The sequence below is a fragment of the Pseudomonas entomophila genome (assembly GCF_023277925.1).
Taxonomy (GTDB): Bacteria; Pseudomonadota; Gammaproteobacteria; order Pseudomonadales; family Pseudomonadaceae; genus Aquipseudomonas; species Aquipseudomonas entomophila_D.
Genome location: NZ_CP063832.1, coordinates 5,272,661 through 5,289,421 on the forward strand (window position 1 = coordinate 5,272,661; position 16,761 = coordinate 5,289,421).

11 protein-coding genes and 1 tRNA gene are annotated in these 16,761 nt (G+C 60.5%); 6 read left to right on the plus strand and 6 right to left on the minus strand.

Annotation, left to right across the window (positions count from 1 at the left end):
* Nucleotides 1–16 precede the first annotated feature (16 nt).
* The 5 genes from IM733_RS23395 to IM733_RS23415 form a co-directional block, all read right to left on the minus strand.
* Nucleotides 17–958, minus strand: a complete 942-nt coding sequence (locus IM733_RS23395; protein ID WP_016391678.1) for a ribose-phosphate pyrophosphokinase — start codon at nucleotides 956–958, stop codon at nucleotides 17–19.
* Nucleotides 959–1,003: 45 nt separating this feature from the next.
* Nucleotides 1,004–1,078, minus strand: a tRNA-Gln gene (locus IM733_RS23400).
* A 20-nt stretch (nucleotides 1,079–1,098) separates the two neighbouring features.
* Nucleotides 1,099–1,959, minus strand: a complete 861-nt coding sequence (gene ispE / locus IM733_RS23405; RefSeq protein ID WP_248918666.1) for a 4-(cytidine 5'-diphospho)-2-C-methyl-D-erythritol kinase — start codon at nucleotides 1,957–1,959, stop codon at nucleotides 1,099–1,101.
* A 4-nt stretch (nucleotides 1,960–1,963) separates the two neighbouring features.
* Entirely contained in the window at nucleotides 1,964–2,581 is a 618-nt protein-coding gene (gene lolB, locus IM733_RS23410) for a lipoprotein insertase outer membrane protein LolB (protein ID WP_248918667.1), read from the minus strand.
* 3 nt (nucleotides 2,582–2,584) lie between these two features.
* Nucleotides 2,585–4,309: a tetratricopeptide repeat protein gene (locus tag IM733_RS23415; RefSeq protein ID WP_248918668.1), complete on the minus strand. Its 1,725-nt coding sequence runs from the start codon at nucleotides 4,307–4,309 to the stop codon at nucleotides 2,585–2,587.
* Between the two features lie 569 nt (nucleotides 4,310–4,878).
* Between IM733_RS23415 and IM733_RS23420 the strand changes: the two genes are divergently transcribed.
* The 5 genes from IM733_RS23420 to IM733_RS23440 all read left to right on the plus strand — a co-directional run bounded on the left by IM733_RS23420 (nucleotide 4,879) and on the right by IM733_RS23440 (nucleotide 14,730).
* Nucleotides 4,879–5,397, plus strand: a complete 519-nt coding sequence (locus tag IM733_RS23420) for an Hcp family type VI secretion system effector (protein WP_011531920.1) — start codon at nucleotides 4,879–4,881, stop codon at nucleotides 5,395–5,397.
* Between the two features lie 244 nt (nucleotides 5,398–5,641).
* A complete protein-coding gene (locus IM733_RS23425) occupies nucleotides 5,642–8,662 on the plus strand; it encodes a type VI secretion system tip protein VgrG (RefSeq protein ID WP_248918669.1) in 3,021 nt (1,006 codons plus the stop codon).
* Nucleotides 8,659–13,341 carry an RHS repeat-associated core domain-containing protein gene (locus IM733_RS23430; protein ID WP_248918670.1) on the plus strand — a complete coding sequence of 1,561 codons (4,683 nt, stop codon included), beginning with the start codon at nucleotides 8,659–8,661 and terminating at the stop codon, nucleotides 13,339–13,341. The genes IM733_RS23425 and IM733_RS23430 overlap by 4 nt, the downstream gene beginning before the upstream one ends.
* On the plus strand, nucleotides 13,338–13,913 hold the full coding sequence (locus IM733_RS23435) for a hypothetical protein (RefSeq protein ID WP_248918671.1): 576 nt from the start codon (nucleotides 13,338–13,340) through the stop codon (nucleotides 13,911–13,913). The genes IM733_RS23430 and IM733_RS23435 overlap by 4 nt, the downstream gene beginning before the upstream one ends.
* Nucleotides 13,914–14,379: 466 nt before the next feature.
* Complete coding sequence (locus tag IM733_RS23440) at nucleotides 14,380–14,730, plus strand: hypothetical protein (RefSeq protein ID WP_248918672.1); 351 nt, start codon at nucleotides 14,380–14,382, stop codon at nucleotides 14,728–14,730.
* Nucleotides 14,731–14,766: 36 nt separating this feature from the next.
* On the opposite strand, the gene IM733_RS23445 is transcribed toward IM733_RS23440, so the two are convergent.
* Nucleotides 14,767–16,152 (minus strand): IS4 family transposase, encoded by a 1,386-nt coding sequence (locus IM733_RS23445; RefSeq protein WP_248918673.1) that lies wholly within the window; start codon nucleotides 16,150–16,152, stop codon nucleotides 14,767–14,769.
* 221 nt (nucleotides 16,153–16,373) lie between these two features.
* Here IM733_RS23445 and IM733_RS23450 point away from each other — a divergent pair, with 221 nt between their 5' ends.
* Nucleotides 16,374–16,733, plus strand: coding sequence for a hypothetical protein (locus IM733_RS23450; protein ID WP_248918674.1), 360 nt, complete (start codon nucleotides 16,374–16,376; stop codon nucleotides 16,731–16,733).
* The last annotated feature ends 28 nt before the right edge of the window (nucleotides 16,734–16,761 follow it).

A 16,761-nucleotide genomic window follows, 5' to 3' on the forward strand; every position in this document is an offset into this window, starting at 1 on the left:
TCAGCGAGTGTTCCGCTTAGCGGAACATCGCGCTGATCGATTCTTCGTTGCTGATGCGGCGTACCGCTTCAGCGACAACCGGTGCGATATCCAGCTGGCGGATACGGTCACAGGCTTGAGCAGCGGCGGACAGCGGCACGGTGTTGGTTACCACCAGCTCGTCCAGTACCGACTTCTCGATGTTCTCGATCGCGCGGCCCGACAGGACAGGGTGCGTGCAGTAGGCGTAGACCTTGGCGGCACCGTGTTCTTTCAGGGCCTTGGCCGCGTGGCACAGGGTGCCGGCGGTGTCGACCATGTCGTCTACCAGGATGCAGGTGCGTCCTTCGACGTCGCCGATGATGTGCATCACCTCGGAGTGGTTAGCCTTCTCGCGGCGCTTGTCGATGATCCCGAGGTCGACACCCAGGGACTTGGCGACGGCGCGTGCGCGCACAACGCCACCGATGTCCGGGGAAACGATCATCAGGTTCTCGAAACGCTGGTCTTCGATGTCGTCGACCAGTACGGGCGAGCCGTAGATGTTGTCGACGGGGATATCGAAGAAACCCTGGATCTGGTCAGCGTGCAGGTCGACGGTGAGTACACGGTCGATACCCACGACAGTGAGCATGTCAGCGACGACTTTGGCGCTGATGGCTACACGTGCCGAACGCGGACGGCGGTCCTGGCGGGCGTATCCGAAGTAGGGAATCACGGCGGTGATTCGCGACGCTGAGGAGCGGCGGAAGGCATCTGCCATCACGACCAGTTCCATCAGGTTGTCGTTGGTTGGGGCACAGGTGGGCTGAATGATGAAGACGTCTTTACCGCGGACATTTTCGTTGATTTCAGCACTGATTTCGCCGTCGGAGAATTTACCGACAGAAACGTCACCCAGTGGAATATGCAGCTGACGTACGACACGCCGAGCCAGATCGGGGTTTGCATTCCCCGTGAAGACCATCATCTTGGACACGCGCAGTACCTGAAGGCTGAGGGTAACCTGGATGAGTATAAGAAATGGCAGGGGCGGCTGGATTCGAACCAACGCATGGCAGGATCAAAACCTGCTGCCTTACCGCTTGGCGACGCCCCTGTATCTGTTGCTGCGAATTCTTATGAACTCGACTTCTTGATCAGACTTTGCAGCTTGCGATGCAACATCGAAACATTGCTTCCTTTCGCCACAAACCCTGTTTGGGTCTCTGAAAGAAGGGCCAGAACTCTATCAGCTTCGGCTTTGCTTGGGAAGGCCCCAAACACACAACTTCCAGTGCCGGTCATTCGAGCTTCCGTGTATTTACCCAGTGAAATCAGCGCATTGCGAACTTCGGGGTAACGTTGCTCTACTACCGGTTGGCAGTCATTTCGACTGTTTCCCTCGGGAACGGGGCGCATCTTAAGGGGGAGGGAATCACGTGTCAACTCCGGATGCGAAAAAATTTCCGCTGTGCTGACAGACACTTGCGGCACCAGCACGACATACCAGGGTTCGGCGGGGTCGACGGGGGTCAGTTGTTCGCCAACGCCCTGGGCGAACGCGGCGTGGCCACGCACGAACACCGGCACGTCGGCACCGAGTGAGAGGCCCAGCGCGGCCAGGCGATCCTCGTTCCAGTCGAGTTGCCACAGGTGGGCAAGTGCCAGCAGCGTGGTTGCCGCGTCGGAGCTGCCGCCACCGATGCCGCCGCCCCTGGGCAGTACCTTGTGCAGCCAGATGTCGGCGCCAAGCGTGCAACCGGACTGTTCCTGGAGCTTGCGCGCGGCGCGCACGATCAGGTTGCTGTCGTGAGGCACGTCGGCGATTTCGCTGTGGAGATGGATCACGCCGTCCTCGCGAAGGGCGAAGCTCAGTTCATCGCCGTGGTCGAGGAACTGGAACACGGTTTCCAGCTCGTGATAGCCGTCGGCGCGGCGGCCAGTGATGTGCAGCCACAGGTTGAGCTTGGCCGGGGCGGGGAGTATCAGCTTTTGCATCGACTCAATGCCCCAGCTGGCGTGGCTGCCAGTCCTTGACCACCAGGGTGACGTCGATGTTCTCGCCATGCAGCTTCAGGCGCTCGGGCAGCCAGTAGCCGTTCTGCTCTATATAGCTGAGGTACTCGACCTGCCAGCCATCCTGCGTGAGGCGGGCCAAGCGGCTGTCGCCGTCGAGGGTGAGCTGGCTCTTGCTGTCCGGGGCGGGCAGGCCGCGCACCCACCAGACCAGGTGCGACACCGGCAGGCGCCAACCGAGCTGTTCTTCCAGCAGGGCTTCAGGGCTGTCGGCTTCGAAGCGGCCTTGGTTGGCCACCTCCAGCATCACCCCGCCGGGGCGGCCGGTCAGGCGTGCGGCGCCACGGCCGAGCGGGCCGGCCAGACGGATGTCGTAGTAGTCCTGGCGCTGCAGCCAGAACAGCGTGCCGCTGCCCGAGTCGCGGGGCGCGCGGATACCGACCTTGCCGCTGATCTGCCAGCCGTCGAGGCCGCTCAGCTGTTGCTTGTGCTGGCGCCACAGTTGCGGGTTGCCCTGGCCTTGTACGGCTTCCTTGCTGCCGAAGCCGGCGCAGCCGGCGAGCAGGGCGATAAGGGTGAAGGTGATGCAATGACGCAGGAACATGGTTTACAGGCTCTCGGATCCGGTCAGGCGCAGGAGGGTCTTGCGCAGGATGGGGCTGTCGGGTTGGGCCTCGAAGCCCTTGCCCCAGACCTGGCGGGCTTCGCGGCGCTTGCCGTTGGCCCACAGCACTTCGCCCAGGTGGGCGGCGACTTCATGGTCGGGGAAGCGTTCGAAGGCCAGGCGCAGTTGGCGCTCGGCCTCGTCGAGGTTGCCCATGCGGTAGGCGACCCAGCCCAGGCTGTCGAGCACCGCCGGGTCGTCCGGGGTCAGTTGGTGGGCTTTGTCGATCAGGGCTTTGGCTTCTGCGTAGCGGGTGGTGCGATCGGCCAGGGTGTAGCCCAGGGCATTGAGGGCCATGGCGTTGTCCGGCTCGCGGGCGATGATGGCGCGCAGGTCTTTTTCCATCTGCGAAAGGTCGTTGCGCTTCTCGGCAAGCATGGCGCGGGTGTAGAGCAGGTTGAGGTCGTCCGGGTAGCGCTTGATCGCCTGCTCCAGCACCTGTGCGGCCTGGGCCTCCTTGCCATTGTTGCCCAGGCTTTCGGCCTCGATCAGGTACAGCTGGATGGCGTAGTCGGGCTGCGCTTCGCGGGCTTCGGCGAGCAGGCGCGAGGCCTCCGCGCTGCGGCCGTTGGCGATGAGGATGTCGGCCTGGCGCAGTTGCGCTGGCAGGTAGTCCGGGCCCGCGCCGACCAGGGCGTATTCGCGCAGGGCGGCGGCCGGTTGGTGGCGCTCCTCGCGGATGCGGCCGAGGTTCAGGTGGGCGGCGTCGGTGTTGGCGTCGCGCTCGACCATTTCCTGCAAATAGCCTTCGGCTTCATCCCATTGCTTGGTTTCCAGGCACACCAGGGCCAGGGAGTAGCGGATCTCGTCGTCTTCCGGGTATTGCTGCAGCAGGTTTTCGAACTCGGCCTTGGCATCGTTGATGCGGTCCTGCTCGACCAGGGTGCGCGCATAAGTCAGGTGCAGGCGCTTGTCGTCGGGGTTGTCGCGAATCGCCCCGCGCAGCAGCGGCAGCGCCTCCGGGCCGCGGTCCAGCCCTTGCAGCAGGCGGGCGCGCAGCAGTATCGGGGCGATCTCGCCGTTCTGTGCCGGGTGGCTTTCCAGCAGTTCGAGGGCCTGTTCGGGCTTGTCGTCCTGGTTCAGCAGCAATGCCTTGCCGAACACCAGTTGGCCGTTGTCGGGGTACTTCACCAACAGGCGGTCGAAGCTCTGCATCAGGCCGTCGCGGGTGGCCTGGTCGGTTTCGGCGGCGGACAGCGCGAGGAAGTCGAAGTGGGTGTCGCCCTTGCCCTGCAGCACTTTCTCCATATACGCCATGGAGTCGTCGTAGCGCCCAGCGCGGGCCAGCTGGATGGCCGCGGCGCGTTGGGCGTCGAGGTTCTGCGGGTCGTTGCGGGCCCAGATCAACGCGCTGTCCAGGGCTGGCTCGTCGGCGCCGAGGTATTCGGCGATGCGGTAGGCGCGCTCGGAGACGCCAGGGTCTTGGGTTTTCTGCGCCTGGTCGGCGTAGTTGGCCAGGGCGATGTCGAAGCGGTTGCGCTGGCCGGCCAGCTCGGCCACCAGCAGGCTGTAGAGCGTGTCTTGCGTGAACGAACCATACACCACGGGCTTTTCCGCGCTCTTGCCGGCGTTGGCGGCGGGCGGTTGGTCGTCCGTCTTCTGCGGGGCCAGGCTTTGGCAGCCCTGGAGCAGGGCGAGGGCAAGCAGCAATGCGTAGGGTCTGTTCATAGAAGGCTTTAGGAGGGCTAACCGGCGGTCGGAGCATGATGACACAAGCGCGATGGCAAACCCACCTGCGAAGGTCGCGGTATGAAGCGTGGCTTCGGTCATAGGGACAATGCCGAGTATGGGAGGTTCGCCAGCAAGCCGATCCTTACAGGTTCGGCACCGCTCTTGCGGCTGGCACGGTCCCTGTAGGAGCCAGCTTTGCTGGCGAAGAGGCCGGCCCAATCAATACAACGCTATTGGTTCCACTGTTTTTTGGTTTTTGACTTCTCAGTCAACTGCGCAAGAAGTTGCGCACTCAAATGTGGATAAGTGTGTGGATAGTTCGATGCAGGCCTTGGTATTCGTAATGTACAGACGACTGCGCAACTTTTTGCCACCACTGCGCAAGAAGTTGCGCAACTTTTGAATGGCTCAAGTTGAAAGGAACACCCAAATAGATGTGCATGTTTTGTAACTAGCTGAATTAAATAGCTAAATAAAAACTGGCACGCCGTTTGTATTACCTAGTCGCCCCAAGGTGGCAAATTCCTGCCACCCGGCGACTATTTTCCAAGCAAGGAGAGCGACACATGGCAACTCCCGCCTACATGGCCGTCACCGGCGAAAAACAAGGTCTGATCACTGCCGGCGCCTTCACCGCCGACTCGGTGGGCAACACCTACCAGGAAGGCCACGAAGACCAGGTCATGGTCCAGGGCTTCGAGCACGAAGTGATCATCCCGCGTGACCCGCAGTCCGGCCAACCGACCGGCCAGCGCGTGCACAAGCCGGTGAAGATCACCAAGGTCTTCGACAAGGCCTCGCCGCTGCTGCTGGCCGCCCTGACCTCGGGCGAGCGCATGACCAAGGTCGAGATCAAGTGGTACCGCACCTCGGCCCAGGGCACCCAAGAGCACTACTACACCACCGTCTTGGAAGACGCGATCATCGTCGACATCAAGGACTACATGCACAACTGCCAGGACCCGGCCAACGCCCACTTCACCCACCTGGAAGACGTGTACTTCACCTACCGCAAGATCACCTGGACCCACGAAGTGTCCGGTACTTCCGGTTCCGACGACTGGCGCGCGCCGGTCGCAGGCTAAGGCCTGGGGGCTCTGGGCGATCGACGCTAGCGTTGCATCGCCCATGAGACCGAGCGCCGCCCGTGCGGCGCATCGCGGATAAATCCGCTCCTACAGCGGTTGCAACGTGCCACACCTGTGAGGCCATGGTTGCCCGCCTGATTGGCCCGACGCTGCCTCTGTAGGAGCGGATTTATCCGCGATGCGCCGCATGAGCGGCGCCCGATCCCGAGGTCGTTCCACCACCCAAGAAAGAGGGACAAGGATGTTTGCCGCCGCCGACCAGACCCATTTCAGCTTGCACATCGACGGCCTGGAGCACGACTTCCAGGTACTCGCCTTCGACGGCAGCGAAGCCATCAGCCAGGTGTACGCCATCGACCTGGAACTGGTCAGCGAGCACCCCTCGCGGGACCTGGAAAGCCTGCTGCACAAGCCCGCGTTCCTCCAGCTCGGTGACGACGGCCGCGGCCTGCACGGCCTGATCTACCGCGCCGCGCAAGGCGAGGCCGGCAAGCGCCTGACCCGTTACCAGGTCACCCTGCGCCCGCAACTGGCCTACCTGGCCCACCGCATCAACCAGCGCATGTTCCAACAGATGAACGTGCCGAAGATCATCGCCCAGGTGCTGGAGGAGCACGGCATCCTCGCCAACGCCTACCAGTTCCAGCTGGGCGCCGTGTACCCGGAGCGTGAGTACTGCGTGCAGTACGACGAGTCCAACCTGCAGTTCGTCCAGCGCCTGTGCGAAGAAGAAGGCATCCACTACCACTTCCGCCACAGCGCCGACGGCCACCAACTGGTGTTCGGCGACGACCAGACCGTGTTCCGCAAGCTGGCCCCGGTGGCCTACCAGCAGGACGCCGGGCTGGTGGCCGACACGCCGATGATCAAACGCTTCGGCCTGCGCGTGGAGACCCGCACCAGCAGCGTCACCCGCCGCGACTACGACTTCAAGAAACCGCTGATCCAGCTCGAAGGCGAGTCGGTCAGCCACGCCGAGCCCGAGCTCGAAGACTACGACTACCCCGGGCGCTTCCTCGACCGCGCCCGCGGCAAGCACCTGGCCACCCGCGCCCTGGAGCGCCACCGCAGCGACTTCCGCCTGGCCGAAGGGCGCAGCGACCAGCCGTTGCTGGCCAGCGGGCATTTCCTGACCCTCAGCGCGCACCCCAACGCCGCCTGGAACGACCTCTGGCTGCTCACCGACGTGCAGCACCAGGGCCGCCAGCCCCAGGTGCTGGAAGAAGCCATCACCAGCGACGTCGACGCCAAGTACGACGGCTTCCAGCAGGGCTACCGCAATTTCTTCAGCGCCACCCCGTGGGACGCCACCTACCGCCCACCCCTCGAGCACCCCAAGCCACGCATCCTCGGCACCCAGCGCGCCGTGGTCAGCGGCCCGGCCGGCGAAGAGATCTACTGCGACGAATACGGCCGCATCAAGGTGCAGTTCTTCTGGGACCGCGAAGGCCGCTCGGACGACAAGTCCAGCGTGTGGATGCGCGTGGCCTCCGGCTGGGCCGGGCAGGGCATCGCCAGCCTGCAGCTGCCCCGGGTCGGCATGGAAGTGCTGGTCAGCTTCCTCGAAGGCGACCCCGACCAGCCGTTGGTGACCGGCTGCCTGTACCACGGCGTGAACATGCCGCACTACAAGCTGCCTGACCTCAAGACCCTGGCCACGATCAAGAGCAAGGAATACAAGGGCAGCCGCAACAACGAACTGCGCATCGACGACACCACCAGCGAAATCAGCATCGCCCTGCGCAGCGACCACGGCGCCAGTGCGCTGAACCTCGGCTACCTCACCCACCCCAGACCGTCCGGTGGCGCCCCACGCGGTGAAGGCTTCGAGCTGCGCACCGACCGCCACGGCGCCGTGCGCGCGGCCGGTGGCCTGCTGATCACCACCGAGCCCCGCGCCAACGAAGCCAAGCATCACAAGGACCTGCCCGAAACCGCCGAACGCCTGGCCACCGCCAGCGAGCAGCAGGACAGCCTGGCCGAACTGGCCAAGCAGATGCAGGCCCAGGAGCCCGGCGACCAGGACGCCGTGGCCAAGCGCCTGCACGAGCAGCACCAGGGCATCCTCGGCAGCGGCCCGGTCAACCAGAGCGCCAACGAATTCCCCGAATTCGCCCAGCCGCACTTGGTGCTGTCGAGCCCGGCCGGCATTGCCCTGACCACCCCCGGCCCGGCACACCTGTCCACCGGCGAACACTTGGCCCTGAGCAGCACCGGCCACACCAGCCTGTCGATCGGCAAGCGCCTGTTGGCCAGCGCCAGCCAGGGCATGCGCCTGTTCGTGCAGAGCCTGGGCTGGAAGCTGGTGTCGGCCTCCGGCGACATCGACATCCGCGCCCTCAAGGACAACATCAACCTGCTGGCCAAGCTCGACATCACCGCCAACGCCGACCGCATCGTGCTCACCGCCAAGACCGAGCTGGTGATCCAGGGCGGCGGCAGCGCCACCACCTACAACGCCGGTGGCATCACCCACGTCACCAGCGCCAACTACACCGCCCACGCCGCGCAGTTCGCCCACATCGGCGCCGCCAGCAAGGCCGGCACCTTCCCCGAACCACCGAAACCCGGCAAGGGCGACCTGGAGCTGCTGTACCAGTACGCCAACAGCAAGGGCGTGAAGACCGGCGACTACGACGTGATCGACGCCCTGGGCAAATCGATCAAGGGCAAGCTCGACGGCAACGGTTTCAACCAGGCCAGCGGCGCCGCCGCCGGCCCGCTGTGGGTCGACTTCGGCCTGGACCCGGCCGACACCTGGGCCGAGGGCAGCCACTTCGGCGCCGGCGACTGGCCACCCAAGCCCAGCTTCGCCGACATCGCCCCCGGCCAGCAGGCCGTGGTCGGCGAGGTACTCAGCGGCGGCAAGGGCGCAGAGGGGTTGCTGGGCAAGGGCCTGGCACTGGCACAGCAAGGCATGGACAAGGGCAAGGGACTGATGCAGAACGCGATGGCACAAGGAAAATCGATGGCCCAGGGCCTGATGGGCCCCGGCGGCAACGGCCTGCTGGAACAGGGCAAGGCCCTGGCCGGCACCGGCATGCAACTGGCGAAAAGCGGCCAGGCCGCCTTGCAGAAGGCGCAACAGGTCAAGGCCGCCGTCGGCGGCGACACCGGCGCCATGGCCCAACTGGCCAGCAACGTGGTGCCCGGCGCGGCGCCAACGCTCAAGGCCGCCAGCGCCCTCAAGCAACTGCCGAGCCTGCCCAAGCTCAGCGCCCCGGTGAACCCGGCCAAGCTGAACCATGAGGTGCTGGCATGACCGACGCCAAGAAACGCGAACCCCAGGTCGCCGTCGCCCCGCTCAACACCATCGACGCCAAGGACGTCGGCCGTGGCGCCGCCGCCTTCGATGCCTGGCTGCAATCGGTCAGCGGCGGCTACGTCACCCTCGAACGGATCAAGACCGTGGCCGGCGCGCTGCCGGTGGTGGGCAACATCATGGCCCTGGTCGACGCCCTGGGCGACGTGGTGACCCTGGTCAAGAGCAAGAACCGCCAACTGCTCGACTGGGTGAGCCTGGGCATCAACCTGATCGGCGTACTGCCGGCGCCGCCGACCATGGCCGCGGCGCGCATGAGCCTGCGCCCGACCCTGTTCCTGGTGCGCCAGGAGCTGCGCAACAGCGCCAAGATGCTGCTGGGGGATTCGCTGATCACGGTGTTGATCGGCCACCTCAACGCCACCATCGCCGGGACCATCGACGACTTCGTCAAACAGGCCCAGCCGAAGATCGCCGAGATCCTCGCCGACGCCGGCGCGCTGGGCACCAAGATGACCAGAGAGATCGCCACGGGCCTTGAGAAGGTCACTCTCGGGCAACTGGACGCCAAGGGCGACCGTGACAAGGCGGGCAAGCAGATGTCGGCTGCCGCCGACAAGTTGCTCAACGACCCGAAGGCCGCTTTCAGCAACTTCTTCGGCGCCGTGCACAGCGCTTACAAGGCTGCCGGTAAAGGGCTGGCCAACAGCGCGACGAGCAAACTGCTGCCGGACGAGATCAAGACCAAAGTCTTGGCCAACACCGGCCAGTTGCGCGCCCTGGGCCCGGAGATGGCCCGGCAATTGAACAAGCTGGCCGACCCTGCCACGCAGATGAGCATCGGCTGGATGCTGACGGTGCTGGGCGGGGCGGTGAAGGGCTTCCGCAAGCGCAACAAGAACGGGCAGCCGGGGGTGAGCAAGCCGGGGACCACCACGCAGGTGGAGCGGGAGAAGGGCAAGGGTGAGTTGGCGGTCAGTGGTTCGCAGGCGAATGCCACCCAGACGCCGAGCCCGATTGAGCCCAGTTGCCCAATCCCAAGACCGATTCCGAAGTCCACGACGGGGCGCAGTATCAGCTTTGCCCTGGGTTCGGAGTTCATCATCCATACGGACTTTAGCCTGCCCGGTGCATTTCCAATTGATTGGCAACGGATCTACCACTCGCGCCTGGCTGAATATGACCAAGGCTGTCTGGGCGCCCGTTGGGTAACGCCCCTGACCACGCGTATCGATGTGGTCGACAAGGGCTTGCTGTTCCATGACTTCGACGGTCGCAGCCATGCGTTCGAACTGCCCAAGGTCGGCAAGTCGCTGTTCAACGCCATCGAGGACTTGCTGCTGGTGCGCAGCAGCGACGATGAGCTGGTGATCTGTCGTGGCTTCGTGCGCAAGGAGTATTACCTGCGCGTGGGCGACCGTTACTACCTGCGCAAGATCCTGCTGCAGAACGACGCCGGCTGCATGCTGCACTACGAGCATCACCACGAGGGGCGTCCGGTATTGTCGGACATCATCACCTTCCAGGGCGATGTGAAAGACGTCCTGCGCCACCTGGGCACGCTGACCGACGAACAGGGCCATATCACCGGGCTGTGGGAAATGCAGGACGGTCAGCCGCTGCGTCAGATGTGCGCCTACCACTACGATGATCAGGGTGACCTCGTCGCCGCCCAGGATGAACACGGCGCGGCCTGGCATTACCAGTACCAGAACCACCTGGTAACGCGTTACACCGACCGTACCGGTCGGGGCATGAACCTGCAGTGGGACGGCAGCGCTTTCGACGCCAAGGCCATTCGCGAATGGGCCGATGACGGCAGTTACGACACGCGTCTGGAATGGGACGAGAACATCCGCCTCACCTACGTCACCGACGCCCATGGCCAGGAGACCTGGTACTACTACGACATCCTCGGTCACCTGTACCGCGTGCGTTACCCGGACGAGCGCTCGGAGTGGATCTTCCGTGACGAGCGCAAGAATGTGGTGCGCCATGTACACGCCGACGGCAGTGAAGACCGCTACGACTATGATGAGCAAGGCAGTGTCATTCGTCATATCCGTGCTGATCACAGTCAGACACATTTCTCTTACGATGATCACCGCCACCCTATAAAGCTTCGTGATGCCGAAGGCGGTCTGTGGCTGCGGGACTATGACCAGAAGGGCAACCTGGTCGAGACAACCGACCCATTGGGCAACAAGACCGAATTTGCCTACACGCCTTCTGGGCTAGTCAAGGCGATCAAGGACGCCAATGGCAACGAGAAGAAGCTGGCGTACAACGCGGCGGGTCAGTTGGTCGCGTACACCGACTGCTCGGGCAAGACCAGCCAGTGGGCATACGACGCCTTCGGTCAGTTGGTGCTGTTCACCGATGCGGCGGGTAATAAGACAGCTTACGAATACAAAGCCGGCCAACTGGCAAAAGTCATCCACCCGGACGCCACTGAAGAGCGTTTCGAGCGTGATGCCGAAGGTCGTCTGCTGGCTCACGTCGATGCACTGGACCGTTGCACTACTTGGACCTACAACGCTGTGGGCCTGCTGGCCGAGCGGGTGGATGCCAACGAACACACGCTGCGTTATCGATGGGACAAGTTGGGCCGACTGATCGGCCTGGAAAACGAGAACGAGAGCAAGGCCAACTTCCTTTACGACCCGGTCGGGCGCCTGCTGCAAGAGCAAGGCTTCGATGGCCTGGTGACGCGTTACCAGTACGATCCTGATACGGGCCGGCTGGCCAGCACCCAAGTCGGTCAGCGCCGCATCGACATCACCTTCGACCCGGTGGGGCGTCTGATTTCACGTGCGGCCAGCTTGGGTGACCAGCGCCAGGAAGAAACCTTCGCTTACGACGGCAACGGCAATCTGATCCAGGCGATCAACGCGGCTAGCAAGCTGCAATGGTTCCACGACGAAGCCGGTAACCTGACCCGTGAGCACCAGTACTACCTCGGTACCGAGGTGCCGATGGTTGCGGTGTGGCAGCATGAGTACGACGCACTGAACCTGCGCACGGCGACGATTCGCCCGGATGGCCACAAGGTCAGTGTGCTCACCTACGGCAGTGGTCACGTGCTGGGCATGACCCTCGATCAGCATGAGTTGCTCGCCTACGAGCGCGATGACCTGCACCGTGAAGTGGTCCGGCATCAGGGCAACCAGCTGATGCAGACCCAGAGCTGGGACCCGGCAGGGCGTCTGCAAGAGCAACTGCTGGGCAGCCACGATGGCCAGTCGACCCTGCTCAAACGCCAGTATCAATACGATGCCGTCGGCCAGCTGACCGATATCCACGACACCCGCCGTGGCCACCTGGCCTATCAGTACGATCCCGTTGGCCGCTTGCTGCAAGCCTCCAGCCGCCTCGGTGTCGAGACCTTTGCCTTCGACCCGGCCGGCAACCTGCTGGACGACAAGACCCAGGAGCTGAACCGTCCGCTGGAAAGCGATCCGCGCCGTAATAAGCTGATGGATAACCTGCTGCGTGAATACGCCGGGACCCACTATCAGTACGACGAACGCGGCAACCTGATCCATCGCCTGCACAACGGCGAACAGGCCCGCCTCAGTTGGGACCTGTTCGACCGATTAGTCCGTTTCGACGATAGCAAGCTCAGCGTGGTGTACAGCTACGATGCCTTGGGCCGCCGTCTGCACAAACACTCTACTGCGCACCACCAGGATGATCCGCGGGCCGGCAGTGGCTGGAACCAGATGCAGCGGGCCAAGCGCCAGCGCGAACTGGGCTGTGGCTACACCTTGTACGGCTGGGATGGCGATAACCTGGCTTGGGAAAGCTCGCCACCGCAGGACGAGGGTGAAACCGGGCGCACCGTGCATTACCTGTACGAGCCGGGCAGTTTCGTGCCGGTTGCCCAGGCTATACGCAAGCAGCCGATCCGCTTGCTACGCCAACCGGACTGGAGCGACCGGGAATACGATTTCGATCAGGACCCGTTGTGGCAACACGAGGTGAAGCCGCAGTCACTCGACGCGATTCTCTGGTACCAATGCGATCACCTCGGCACGCCGATGGAACTGACCGACCACCATGGAGAGATGGCCTGGACGGCGCAGTACAAGGCATGGGGTGAGATCAAGGAGGCCCGCTCGGAGTGGGCGAAGCAGAATGGCCTGAACAACCCGATCCGCTTCCAGGGCCAGTACCACGACCATGAGACCGGGCTGCATTACAATCGCTATCGGTACTATGATCAGAGAGCGGGTCGGTTTATATCGAAAGACCCCATAGGGCTGACCGGCGGGTTGAATCCTTATCAATACGCACCAAATCCACTGAGCTGGCTTGATCCACTGGGATTACAACGACTTTGTACGTTTGGAAATAAAGCTGGACCACACGGCATTCGTCCTAAAGATTTAGCTGAAAACGAACATGGTTTACTCCCCTCACAAGCAGGCCAGGCTAAGCCTCAAGGTAAGTCAGTGACCAGAACACCTCAAGACTCTGGTTTGAAAGGGCACTATCATGCGTTACCTGAGGACGTAAAAATGCCTGAGGGATTGGCGGTTAAGCATGATGGTCGTGATATGCCAGGCGGACATATGTCTCCTGGGCACTCAACAGTGTATCCAACTCGCGATATGACACGGGATGAGTTTGATGGGTTGTTTAAAGCGTTGCCGTGGGAATATGGGGGTAAGGTATGAGTGAGTTCATGACGGCGTTTAGTGCGATCGAGGATTCTTTTAATGAGAAGGTTCGCGGTTTTGTTGAGTCGGTTCAGCATTCTGGGCTTTCGTGGTCTAATTATGAGCTGCACGAACGCGTCATAAATCAGTATGGCTATGATGTTCGATCTCTGTATTTGCAGTATGAGCCTGATTTGATGGCGATGCTGCGTTCTGACAGTAGTGAAGATCGGCGGGTATCTTTAAAAGTTGCAAGGGATGGTTTGCTTGATTTTTCGTGCTCTGACTCGTTTGTCGAGGAACTCATAAATATATCGATAGATGGGAATGAGGAAGAGATGCTGCTGGCAAGAGATATTTTAGCTTCCCGTGGCTGGATATCTGGTCGGGATGAGCTGGTCGGGAAAATTGTATCTGGTCTCTGCAGTGATGGTGTGGATTATTATACGTATAAAAATGTTGGTGAATTTTTATGTGTTGTTGGGGGTAAGAGCTTGCTAGAAGCGCATATAAAACTGGGCGAGGGTAGCCAGGATGAAGATATCGTTGAGCTGGCTAATGATCTAAGTTTGCACTTTTTTCGTGGGTAATTTGTTTTGTATACGTGTTTGAGAGCTCTAGCTGGTGGTGGCTGGGGTGGGGCTTAAACCACGACATACTCATCGCGGAGATTTGGTTGGTCATTCTATGTGCGCGCGGGGGCGATTGATTGTGAGGCCGGCTGCAAGTGAACCCAACCAAGGCCAATGGGCGAGGCGTGGATCAAAAAGGGGACGGATTTGAATGGCGCCTACTTAGATAAAGGTGATGGATTTATTTTTTTCACTCGAATATCTGCCTGCATTGGGATCAAGACGGCCATAAAACTAAGGCTGTTTCGCCTGGAAAGCTAATCGTGACAAGATAGGGCTTCCAACGGAGGAAGTTGACGGGCAACCGTCGGCTCATGGCAAGTCGCCGGGAAATTAATCGAGCTGGCAAAGTAGGGTGGAAAGAAGTTGGAGTAGGCAAAATGAATCTGTCCCATTTTTCTCCAGATATCGTGAGGTTGCGGTAATGCATCAAAGCAATCATGTGATATGGGGTGCTGCTAGCGAGCTGATTTCAGCCTACAAGAAACTGAATGAAAGTGGAGAATTGGTCGCGGACGTTGAGTCGCAGGAGGTTGTAAGAAGGGCCGTTTTGGCTAAATACGATTTCTTCTATCGTAATGGTCTTCTGCTGGTTAACCCATTTACCCCGCAGGGTGAGCTGATTGATAGAGACTATCGAGTGGAAGATTTTTCTAAGATCGGTTATGAGTTATGTCGGAAGAAAGTTCCTGCTTGGCTCAAGGGGAAAGGATCGAAAAAAATGCCGCCAGATATGTCTTTGTTAGTGAAGGCATTGGCAGAAGCAAAAAAATAGATTTTGTACCAAAAAGGGGGCGGGTTTGAATGGCACTTACTTAACATGCTTCGGATGCCCATATCTTCTGATCTCTGCCCTTGCTGATCGACGTGGCTTGGTCAGCAAGGGGTAGGCCTGAGGCCTTCGTTTTATGGCCCGAGGCTCGACACGACCAGGCCGGTTGCCCACACGCCTTTGAGCAATCAGCATCAGCAAATCTGCTAATTGATCTTCCCCATCACCGTAGCTGCGCTGTCGTAGCGCCAGCCATAGCTGGAGACTGTGCTTGAAACTCAGCTCGCGGGGCAAGCAATCGGCCATTAACGCCGATTGCGACATGAGCATCCGGATCAGGTTGTGTGCCAGCAGATAGACCCACAGCTCCTTGACCGCCATCCCTGGGGTTTTGCAGCTCAGTTTCCCCAATCCCAACGTTGCCTTCAGGTTTCGCAAATCCAGTTCGACATGCCAGCGTCCTTTGTAGAGCGACCTGAGGGCTGACTTGGGTGTTTGTTTTGGGCATTGCAACGTTGTCACCAGGATCTTTCCACCGGCCTTCAGCTCTCTCACCGTCAGCCTCTGCGGCGCCTGTTCATAGTGCGCCATGCTCATCCATGGCGGCCTGCATGCAGGCTTTTTCAGCTCGATCAAATGGTCATCCGATCCGAGACGTTGTCCTAAAGCAAAATCAGTACTGCGCCGCCGCGCTCCATATTGTTCGAACACGCCATCGATGCCCCTTCGCTGCAGCTCACACAACAGAAAGTAAGTGGCGTAATAGGCATCGCCCAACAGAATATCGCCTGTTTTCAGCACATTGAGCATTGACCTGAGCAAGGTCTGTTCATCGCCGCCTTTGCCTCTGAAGCGGCCCAAAGCAGCGTCCAGAACGGTACCGCTACATAGACAGACAATGCCAACCATTCGGCAGAGTGGGAAACCCAGGCCGACCTTCTGCCCCCGTGATTGTGGATATGCAACCTGATTGGCAGCCGTGTCGGGCATCGAAACGGTTGTTCCATCAACAAGACGCACGGGCCGTCCCCTCCAACGCCACGACGAGGGGGCTTGATCACTGATCGATGAAGCCGTGTGACGAACCAGTGTTGAGACCATCTCCACCGGTAGGCGCTGTCTGGCTCTGCAGAAGGCGCCTGTACGAGTGCTGTTGGGCTTCATACCGTTGCAGGATCGCTTGATGGAAAAGTCATTGACCGCCTGCTGGCAGGAGCGATCAGCATTCATTGCTTGAGCCAGGAACATCGAGAGCGTTTCAGTCGGTGGGAATAGGCGCTCTCGATGTGCTGGCAACGCTGACTCGACACGCTTTAGCAGTTCGGGGGCCATGAGGAGATCGAAAAATGCCTGAGCGTCACTGGTCGAAGCATGGTGGCGAAAACGCTGCTGTTGATGCTGAAGGATTTGACGTCTACGATCCATTCTGGGCTGCGTCCTTGGCTTAATGGTGTGTGTTCGCAACTATCACCGTAGACCAAGGCCAGCCCTTCTTCATTTTTTTCTTATGGATCAAAGGGTTGATGGCTAAGTAAGTGCCATTCAAATCCGTCCCCTTTTCCTCTTTTTCTCCGCCTTTTTTATCGTAATGATGAAAGCCTAAAGGGACTTTCTCAAACGTTAAGTGAAACTGCGAGGTGCCCTCGATGATGGAGTTTAGACTGGTGTCTGCTAATGGGTTGTTTCTTGGGGGATTATTGGTTTCTTCCATAAGTGGTATGCGAGTGATCGGTTCTTTTTTGCCGGATAGAGATTTTGACCTATATGGAAAGTTGTTCAAGGAGCATGAGCAAGCGGTGAATGAGCAGCTTTTTATAGAGGAGGAGCGTTTGATGAAGGAGATAGACTCGCTTGGGCTTTATGTTGTCGGCCCTTCACCAAAAACTGATTCTCATCGTATTGAAAATTTGCAGATTATGGAGGGTGGGGCGAGTTTTAGGTTCTGTACGAAAAGAGATGTCGCTAACACCGCATGGAATAGTCGCGTTGGTTTGACGCAATGCTGACTGCGTCCAGGCAGAAGCTGGGCACAGA